The following is a 9,530-nucleotide window of genomic DNA, read 5'->3' as shown; positions in this document are numbered from 1 at the left end:
GCCTACAGGGCGCCTTCGGTTGGTTCAGTTACACCACTTCCAGGGACACGATCCAAGGAGCAAACGCTCAACTTAATCAGACTGCCGTCTGGGGTCCCATTGAGCCTGGTTTTTACTACCTCCGCCCTGGGGCCGGCCACCCACGAGAACGGTCCGGACCAGGTTTAATACGAAAAGTCGTCGGATACCGATACGGCCCGATTGCACATCGGCAAGACGGAGGTTGTTGAGGTGGTTTTGTACACTGGATCTTTTGATCTGTGCGAAGCCTTCAGATATCCAGTTCAATCACGTATGAGTCCTCAAAACCAGGGTTTTCATTGATGCCGTTTTTTACATAGCCCCGGGCATTGCAAAGGACGCGGGTTTTGCCCACTCGATAGTCAAAGCTACTGTGTGTGTGACCATGTAGCCAAAGCGCTGGTTGCCAGTCTTTGATCCGCTCTTCGAGGTCTGAAACGAAACTCGAGTTGATCGGCGAGCTTGCAAAAGCCGGGGTGATGCTTGGTCGTGCGGGCGCGAAGTGGGAAACCACCACGGTGGGAATGGTGTTATCGCGAGTGAAGCATTCATCCAGCCAGGCGACTGTCTGTAAAAAAATCAGCTGGGACACGGCCGGCGTGAACAGGTCCGGGAAGTCCGGGGAGATCTTGATGTGGCTGAAATCCCGGATGAGATTGCTGGCCATATCAATGCCCAATGCCCGCTCCTCTGCGCGATCGAACAAACGATAGTCCGACCACAAGGTGCAGCCAAGAAAACGTACACCGTCCTGGACGTATTCCGAACGCTCCAATACGTGAATCTGCGTGCCTTGTGCCAGTCGGTTCAATTGCTCGTAGGTGGAGACCAGGTCGCTGCCGTAAAACTCATGATTACCCGCGACGTACACGATCGGAGCGGGACAGGGCCTGGCCCAGTCAATGGCCGCAGCAGGCCGGGAAATATCGCCAGCAAGCACCACGACATCGGCATTCACCTCGGGAAAAGGTAATGAATTGACGGACAAGTGGACGTCGGACAGTAAAGCAATGCGCATTGAGCAACTCCCGTCTGATTGGCTTGCAACGCGTTCAAACTACCCGTTGATCAGCGTTTGCGACAAGCCTGACACCCCCCTCGCCACAACGCTGGCGACGAGAGGGTTATCGAGTGCTCCTTAAGCAAACGCGCTTTGAATAACCAGGCGCTGCTGCTCAAGGTGCATCGCCATGTTCCCTGGCGCAGTGGACGCACCTGGCGCAGGGCCAGCGTAACGCAGCGAGACTGCTGGCGGGATGATGTCCCTCAGATAATCATCGACGAACTTCCAGGCGCCTTGATTGCGGGCTTCCTCCTGGCACCAGACCACCGATTTCAGGTTGCTGTAACGTTCGAGTTCTTCAGCCAGCGCCTCGTAAGGAAACGGAAAGAGTTGCTCCAGGCGAACCAACGCGATGTGTTCGGCATTGGTCGCACGACGCTGTGCCAACAGGTCATAGTAGATTTTTCCCGAGCAGACGATCACGCGGGTCACCTTATGATCTTGCGCCACCGTGGTAAACGGCTCGCCCATCACCTCTTTGAAAGAACCTTTGGTGAATTCTTCAAGCGCGTTCACAGCCTCTGGATGCCTCAACGTGGATTTCGGTGTCATCACAATCAGTGGCCGGGGAGACGAGTACAAAGCCTGGCGTCGCAGTAAATGGAAGAACTGCACTGGCGTCGTCGGTTGGGCAACTCGCATGTTGTCTTGCGCACACAATTGCAGGTAGCGCTCCAGCCTGGCTGAGGCGTGCTCCGGGCCCTGACCTTCTTGACCGTGAGGCAACAACAGGGTCAATCCACTTTGCTGGCCCCATTTGGCCGCACCAGCGGCAATGAATTGATCGGTGACGACCTGGGCGCCGTTGGCAAAATCGCCAAATTGCGCCTCCCAAAGCACAAAGGCGTCAGGACGGGCGATGGTGTAGCCGTATTCAAAGGCCAGGACCGCCGCTTCGGACAACACCGAATTGATGACCGTGAAATGACCTTGCTCACCTGGAGCTACATGATCAAGCGGTCGGTATTTACCTTGCCCACGTACTTCGCGATTCTGCGGATTCACGACCGCGTGGCGATGGCTGAATGTGCCTCGCTCGCTGTCCTCGCCACTCAGCCGGACATCGACTCCGGCTGACAATACGGATGCGAATGCAAGGTGTTCAGCCATGCCCCAATCCAGCGGTTTAGCACCGGTAGCCATGTCGTGCCGGCCATTGATGACTTTGGCGACCAGGGGATGCAATTTGAAGTCCGCCGGAAGCTCGGAGATATGCGCAGCGAGGGCCTTGATTTGCTCCAGCGTCGGCGCCGAATAGAAGTCGACGTCGAGTTTTTGGGAGTGTTGAGGTTCCAGGTCGATGGCCAGGGAGGTGTCTTTACCACTTTCCTTTATCGCGTCGATTTGAGCATTTTCCAAACGGTCGCGATAAGCCTGGGAGATGGACAACACTTGCTCATCAGTGACCAGCCCCGAGGCGACGAGTCTGTTGGCGTAGATTTGACGCACTCCCGGATGGGCACTGACCGAGCGGTACATCAACGGCTGAGTAATGCTCGGGGTGTCTTGTTCCTGATGGCCGTGGCGTCTGAAACAGACTAGGTCGATGAAGACGCTTTTGCCAAAGGTTTTGCGAAAATCCAGTGCGAGCTGTACGGCATGCACAACGGCCTCGGGATCGTCCGCGTTGACGTGCAACACCGGCGCCTCAATCATTTTGGCAATGTCGGTGCAGTAAAACGAGGATCGGGTTTCCAGTGGATCAGAGGTGGTAAAGCCAATCTGATTATTCACCACGATATGCACGGTTCCGCCGGTGCCATACCCTTTGGTGGAACTCATGTTCAGCGTTTCCATGACAATCCCCTGTCCGGAAATCGCCGCATCGCCATGAATTTCCACCGCGAGTACGGCGTCACGGCGGGACGCTTCGTAGTGCTCCATTTGAGCCCGCGCCATGCCCTGTACAACCGGATTGACGATTTCCAGGTGAGAAGGGTTGAAGGCCAAAACCACCTTCACTGCGCCGTCCGGGGTTTCTATGTTTCCCGTGAAGCCCTTGTGATATTTCACATCTCCCGCGGGCAGTACATTCGCCGCCTTGTTCTCGAACTCGTCGAACAGATAAGCCGGCGGCTTGCCAACCGTGTTCACCAGAACGTTCAAACGACCCCGGTGAGCCATACCCATCACGATATTGCGCACACCCGTTTTTGCACCATGGCGGATGAGCTCATCCAGCAGGACAATCAAGGATTCACCGCCCTCCAGCGAAAAACGCTTTTGCCCGGTGTAGCGAATATGCAGGTATTTCTCAAACCCTTCCGCCGCCGAAAGACGCTCCAGAATATGTCGTTTTCCCCCGGGGCCGAGCGCAGGTTTTGCTTGGGTGGACTCAAGCCGGTTCTGCCACCAGTCGCGTTGCAACGGGTCGCTCAAGTACATGAACTCTGTGCCCAGCGTTCCGCAGTACGTTACCTCCAGTGCGGACACCAGTTCTGCGATAGACGCTTCACCTTTCCAGAAATGATGGCCCGGCAGGTCGATTTTTTTGCTCAGGTCGGCGCTGTCCAGCCCGTGAAACACCGGCGACAGCTCCGGAATTGGCGGCGAAGGCGCCCAACGCAGAGGGTCGATGTCAGCCCGACGTGCGCCGCCCCTTCGAAACGCGGTGATCAGCGATTGAGCGGCCAATTGTCTGCGAGCCGTGTCCAGGTCTGGCGACGCACCCGACACAGGCTGGCGCCCGGAACGCGCAAGCTGCGCAAACTGCTCGACTATCGGGGCGTGTGCGATTTCATCTGCATGGAACTCATCATTACCGAGGGGCAATCGAAGCGATTCAAAATAGTTGCGCCATTGATCCGGCACCGCCAAGGAGTCAGCAAGAAACTGCTCATATAACTCTTCAACATAGGAGGCGTTCCCGCCATGTAAGACTGAAGTTACTTGACTTTGCATCATGACTCCTCGCTTCGTTGCTCTCGGATAGTGAGAGCGATGCTAACGAAGAAGTAACTTTTTAAACGTTATAGGTGCTGCGTTTGAAGGCCAATAAATAGCGATTCTCGGCCAGTCATCCATCCGTACAGAAGCCGTTCGTATTTGGCCTGAAAGTGATTAAAACTGGCCTGAAAGCGCTACTTTATAAGGTTGATGCAAACGAACGCTGGCAGCATTGTTGGGGTTCAAGCGCCCGCCGCCAGTGCTTGCGTTCGCTACGCTGCCTCGTTTTCGTGGGTGGCACGCTTGATAGTCTGCGAGACTTTCTTATTGATGGGTTTTGCGCGCTTCTCGGTGTTTCTGAAGTTGCTTCGATATTCTTTCGGCGTGGTATTTAAACGTCGTGAAAAAATCATGCGCATATGAGTTGAATTACGAAAACCGCAGTTGAACGCAATTGTCTTTAGTGGGGCGTCTGTGTCTTCGAGCATTTTTCGCGCGTGGTCGACCCGAACTTGTTCGACAAATACTGCAGGTGTAACTGCCGCGTATTTGGCGAAAATTCTCGAAAAAGTGCGGCGGCTCACCGAGACCGCATTCGCCAGTTGCTCCATCGATATCGCTTCACTGATGTGCTGGGTTACATAACGCATTACCGTCGTTACGATGGAATTCTCTTCGGGGCGCAAGGCTAGGAACGGGCTCGATTGTGACTGTCCACCTTCTCTGTGGATGTAAACAATCAGGCGTTTGGCAACAGTGACGGCCAGTTCGCTGCCCCAGTCCTCCGCGACCAATGACAGGCATAAATCTATGCCGGCCGATACGCCAGCGCAGGTGAACAGGTTGGAGTCGCGCACGAAAATCTTGTCCCGCCGCACCAGGGCGAGGGGGAACTGATCTTCCAGTCGCTGGACGTCATTCCAGTGGGCCGTCACTTCCCGCCCATCCAGCAAGCCGGCATGGGCCAGCAGAAAGGCGCCGTTGCACACCGATCCAAACCGGCGTGAGCCTCGCGCCTGATCGCGAAGCCAATCCAGAAACTCCCCGTCCGGGCGCGCGTCCGGCATCCTCGGACCACCGGCCACGAGCAGCAGATCGCATTGCCCCGGATAGTCCTGATAGTGATAGGGAACGGCGATCTCCATACCGTTCGAGCACCGAACGTTGCCCGGCTGAACCCCAACCATGGAAACGTCATAGCGCTGCCCCTCCGGCAGAAATGAATTTGCTTCGGCAAAGACATCTAGCGGGCCTGCGACATCCAGTGACTGGACACCATTGAAAACAACCAATGCAAGTTTCATCTGAACCTTCATGCGACCATTTCTGGTTGGCTGACCTATTTCCTTTAATTTGATCCGCAATAGCACTTTGCGCAACGTTCCTCGCTGAGCGGCATAGCGGGCGGGGACAAATCTTTGTGACAGGACTTGCAGATCTCAAGCGTTTCGCCAGTCCTCGTCAGAAATGGCCAGAAACGGCGGCAGAATGACCGGAAAGTGCAAGAGCCAAAAATCGGCGTTTCTCGATTTGCTTTTACGCTAGCGACTCCTCGAGCAGGTTTTCGGATGCAGAGTTGTCCTGCCTGTGAATACGCAGACGAAATGGAGTTGATACCGATGTGGTACGAGACGCCCGCAACAAAACGCTTGGGTATCAAATACCCGATAATTCAAGGCCCCTTTGGTGGCGGCCCGTCATCCGTTGAACTGGTCAGTGCCGTATCCAACGCCGGAGGTCTGGGATCTTTTGGTATGCAGTCACTTGAACCGGCGCAAATGATCGAATTAGCCCGACAGATTCGGCATGCGACGAGTCAACCCTTTGCCATCAACCTCTGGATGTCCAACACGCAAGAGACGAGCCCAAGTCCTGCCGATGTTCGTCAAGCAGGCGAGTTGTTGCGTCCGTACTACGCCGAACTTGGACAGGAGGTCCCGACCGCGCCAGAGAGTTTCATTCCTGACGTGGGCGACCAGCTGGATGCCATCCTGGAAATCAAACCACCAGTATTCAGTTTCGTTTTCGGCATTCCTTCTGCTGCTGTGTTGGCTGCCTGCAAGTCGTTGGGTATTTTGACCATGGGCACCGCGACTACGGTGGAGGAAGCCAAGGCATTGGAAACGGCGGGCGTCGATTGCATTGTTGCGTCAGGGTTCGAAGCCGGTGGGCATAAAGGGTCGTTCCTGAAATCGGCTGAAGAGTCGCTGACGGGCATCTTCTCCCTGGTTCCTCAAGTCGTGGACAACGTGGCAATTCCCGTGATTGCTGCTGGTGGCGTAGCGGATGCGCGCGGTGTGGCGGCAGCCTTGGCGTTGGGGGCTCACGGCGTTCAGATCGGCACGGCGTTTCTTGCCTGTAAAGAATCAGCGGCGAGTGCATACCATCAGCGCGCTCTACGCGGGAGCCACTCTGGAGCGACGACGCTGACGAAAGCGTTCACCGGGCGCCTGGCCAGAAGCATCGCGAACCGAATGACGATTGAGCTGAGTCAAAGCAGTACAAAAATTGCTCCTTATCCTCTCCAAGCCTGGTTCATGGGCAATCTCTCAAGGCTGGGGCGCATACACGACCGCGAGGATTTTGGTTCCTTTTCGGCAGGGCAATCCGCCTCTTTGATTCGTCACGACAAGGCACGCGACTTGATGGAGGAACTCGTCAGAGAAACGCCAAATATTCTGCGCAAACACTGTTTGAATGAGTGATGAGGATTTAGCGCGGCTGCGCCACTAGTGCCGTCGTGCCGGCGCGGCTCCAGAATGCAATGGCCACCGCCACCAGCAAGAGCGCAGCCGAGATCAGCAATGCGTTCTGCACGCCGTCCGTGATGGCCGCGTCGGTGCCGTCCGCTACGATGGCGCCAAAGAGGGCGACCCCGGTCGCTCCACCCACTTGGCGCGCAGTGTTCAGCACGGCCGACGCCGTCCCCGCTTGGTGCCGTTCGACGCTGGACAGGATCGCAGTTGTCATGGCCGGCACTGCGAAACCCATACCGATTGGGATCAGCGCCAGACCTGGAAGCATGTCGAGGAAAGTCGCATGGTCCGAGATACCGAAGGTGCCGAGCAGCACGTAGCCTGCGCAACCGATCAGGCCGCCACCCACCATGAGCGAACTTAGCCCGGTATGCGCCGACAGGCGGCCGACGGCGATGTTGGAAAAAAAGGCCGTCCCGGTCAGCGGCAGGAAGGTCAGGCCTGTCTCCATCACCGTATAGCTGCGCACTTTTTGCAGGTAGAAGCTGAGCACGAAAATTAAACCGTAATAAGTAAAGTTGGCTAGCACGCCAAACAGCACTGCGCCCGAAAAGCGCAGGCTGTGGAACAGTGTCAGCGGCAGCATCGGCGCGCGAACGCGGCTCTCGACCATTAGGAAGGCGCCGCCGGCGACGACGGCCATCGCAAAGCCGACTTGCACCACCAGGCTGGAAAAGCCAAGTGCGTGGACCTCGATCACCGCACCAATAAAGCCGATCAGCGCGAGCACCGATAGCAGTTGGCCCAGCAGGTCAAAGTGGCGCGACGGTTCCTTACTTACCATGCGCGGTACGACGTAATACGTCAGCGCGAAACCGATCATGCAGATCGGCACATTGACCCAGAAAATGCTTCGCCAGCCCGTCATCGACAGCAACAGGCCGCCGATCACAGGGCCGGCCGCGATGGACACGCCGCCGGCCGCCGTCCACCAACCGATCGCCTTGGCCAGCCTGTTTTTATCATGGCCATAGGTGGCATTGAGGATGGCCAGTGAATTGGGTACGAGCAACGCCGCGCCTACCCCTTGCGCGGCCCGCGCCACGCTCAGCGCCATCACCGAAGGTGCCATCGCGCAGGCGATGGAGGCCAGCGTAAACAGGGCGAAGCCCCCCAGGAACATGCGCTTGGAGCCGAATTTATCGCCCATCACCCCGGCCGACAGCAGAAACGTGGCAAAGCCCAGCGTGTAGGCATCGATCACCCACTGCAGGGCGCTGACTTCGGCCCCCAGCTCCTCGCGCAACTTGGGTAGTGAGACATTGACGATGGTGACATCCAGTTGGACGATGATAAAAGCGAAGCTGCTGGCTAGCATCACCGCCAGTGACCTGTGCATCGACGTCGGGTTTAAGGTTGTACGCATCTTGTTTCCTGTAGACATGCAGAAACATGCAAGCCTGAATCTAAATAAACGTCTTCCTGCTAACGCAACGGAACGACTAAGTCGGACACTCCCCTCGGTGGGAATGTTTTTTCGGCGGTTCAGGGAAGGCGCGGCTAGCGGCTGCGAAAAGGAGGGCGGGCAAATCAGTCTTTGTTAGGGGTGAACTGAGCCCGAAACATTAAAGTTTGTCCCTTGCACAAAGAGTCATGGGGAGCCCTTCGCGTTTGACGCAAAGGGCTTCGTTGGCGACCTTTACCGACCGGCGCTCTGGCCACCGTCAACGTGCAGGATTTCTCCCGTGATGAACTCTGCTGAGTCCAGGAATACGACGGCGCTGGCGACTTCGCTAGCTTCGCCCATGCGGCCCAGCGGATGGAAACTGCCCAGCATGTCGTGGTATTCCGCGGGATGCATAGGCGTCTTGGTGACACCCGGCGCGACGGCGTTCACGCGTATGCCCTGCTGGGCATATTCAATTGCCAACGCTCTGGTGACAGCGTTCAAACCACCCTTGGTCATCGCCGCCAGTGCCATATGCGCACCACTGATGCCGTTGTCGATGCTGGCGGTAACAGTGACCACATGGCCGCTCGAATGCTTTTCCATTTCGGCGATGGCCAGTTTGGTGATGTGATAGAAGCCAGCCATATTCACGTTCATGACAGCGTTGTAGTCTTCGGTGGTGTACTCGGTGAAAGGTTTGCCGATGTATATACCGGCGTTGTTCACCAGCGTGTCGATCCGACCAAATCGCGCGACACCTTCGGAAATGACGCGCTGGGCGGTCACCGGATCACCGATATCACCTGCTACCGCCAGGATGTTCGGATCGTCCGACGGCTTGATCGTGCGAGAGGTCGCGACGACGCGGTAGTCGAGCTTTCGAAATGCCTTCATGACTTCAGCGCCGATGCCTTGCGACGCGCCAGTAACGACGACAACTTTTTGTGATGCACTCATGCTTTACTCCGAAAAATAGGTAGTTTGGGCTCAAGGCTGATTGCGCCGACGGCTTCTTCGGCGGCAGCTGTAACCGGCAGTACCAGTGATTTTTTTCACTACCAACGAGTAAATTTTAGGAGTTATGGTTTTTTTTCGAAGCGATAGCTGTGATGGTTTTCGGACATTTTTTGTGCATTTTTTGTCACCACCCCAAAATCCCCAGATTTTTATATTTGAAATGTCGAACAGTTGCCGCACCAAGACTTCGATAGCTGAGTGGTCGCTATTGCCCCAGGCTCAACACGTCACCTTGTAAATGCTGGAGTCGAGCGAATTGATGATGACGCTAGTGGTCGAACGACCGCTTTTGGCCGGAAGTGGACATTCACGGATGCCTGACTTTGGCTGATGCTGGCCGCTCCTAGTGTGCTGTTCGCGAAATAAATTTCTGAGTAATTCGTCTACACTTCAAACG

At 56.1% G+C, this 9,530-nt stretch carries 6 protein-coding genes; 1 reads left to right on the top strand and 5 read right to left on the bottom strand.

Features of this window, described 5'->3' with window-relative positions; genetic code table 11:
• Positions 1–271: 271 nt before the first annotated feature.
• The 3 genes from ACW9H9_RS27665 to ACW9H9_RS27655 all read right to left on the bottom strand — a co-directional run bounded on the left by ACW9H9_RS27665 (position 272) and on the right by ACW9H9_RS27655 (position 5,274).
• A complete protein-coding gene (locus ACW9H9_RS27665; protein ID WP_457346536.1) occupies positions 272–1,039 on the bottom strand; it encodes a metallophosphoesterase in 768 nt (255 codons plus the stop codon).
• A 120-nt stretch (positions 1,040–1,159) separates the two neighbouring features.
• Positions 1,160–3,985 carry a 2-oxoglutarate dehydrogenase E1 component gene (locus tag ACW9H9_RS27660; protein ID WP_457346535.1) on the bottom strand — a complete coding sequence of 942 codons (2,826 nt, stop codon included), beginning with the start codon at positions 3,983–3,985 and terminating at the stop codon, positions 1,160–1,162.
• 257 nt (positions 3,986–4,242) lie between these two features.
• Positions 4,243–5,274 (bottom strand): GlxA family transcriptional regulator, encoded by a 1,032-nt coding sequence (locus tag ACW9H9_RS27655; protein ID WP_457346534.1) that lies wholly within the window; start codon positions 5,272–5,274, stop codon positions 4,243–4,245.
• Between the two features lie 315 nt (positions 5,275–5,589).
• On the opposite strand from ACW9H9_RS27655, the gene ACW9H9_RS27650 reads away from it, so the two are divergent.
• Positions 5,590–6,675 (top strand): NAD(P)H-dependent flavin oxidoreductase, encoded by a 1,086-nt coding sequence (locus ACW9H9_RS27650; RefSeq protein ID WP_457346533.1) that lies wholly within the window; start codon positions 5,590–5,592, stop codon positions 6,673–6,675.
• Between the two features lie 7 nt (positions 6,676–6,682).
• On the opposite strand, the gene ACW9H9_RS27645 is transcribed toward ACW9H9_RS27650, so the two are convergent.
• Complete coding sequence (locus ACW9H9_RS27645; protein ID WP_457346532.1) at positions 6,683–8,092, bottom strand: MFS transporter; 1,410 nt, start codon at positions 8,090–8,092, stop codon at positions 6,683–6,685.
• A 273-nt stretch (positions 8,093–8,365) separates the two neighbouring features.
• A complete protein-coding gene (locus tag ACW9H9_RS27640) occupies positions 8,366–9,073 on the bottom strand; it encodes an SDR family NAD(P)-dependent oxidoreductase (protein ID WP_457346531.1) in 708 nt (235 codons plus the stop codon).
• Positions 9,074–9,530 lie beyond the last annotated feature (457 nt).

Source organism: Pseudomonas sp. SDO5215_S409 (assembly GCF_054071325.1).
This window is presented reverse-complemented; position numbering and strand designations above follow the sequence as displayed.

What these genes read in the sequence shown, in the direction of transcription:
- ACW9H9_RS27665 (WP_457346536.1), bottom strand. Translation starts at nt 1,039, where the DNA reads ATGCGCATTGCTTTACTGTCCGACGTCCACTTGTCCGTCAATTCATTA.
- ACW9H9_RS27660 (WP_457346535.1), bottom strand. Translation starts at nt 3,985, where the DNA reads ATGCAAAGTCAAGTAACTTCAGTCTTACATGGCGGGAACGCCTCCTAT.
- ACW9H9_RS27655 (WP_457346534.1), bottom strand. Translation starts at nt 5,274, where the DNA reads ATGAAACTTGCATTGGTTGTTTTCAATGGTGTCCAGTCACTGGATGTC.
- ACW9H9_RS27650 (WP_457346533.1), top strand. Translation starts at nt 5,590, where the DNA reads ATGTGGTACGAGACGCCCGCAACAAAACGCTTGGGTATCAAATACCCG.
- ACW9H9_RS27645 (WP_457346532.1), bottom strand. Translation starts at nt 8,092, where the DNA reads ATGCGTACAACCTTAAACCCGACGTCGATGCACAGGTCACTGGCGGTG.
- ACW9H9_RS27640 (WP_457346531.1), bottom strand. Translation starts at nt 9,073, where the DNA reads ATGAGTGCATCACAAAAAGTTGTCGTCGTTACTGGCGCGTCGCAAGGC.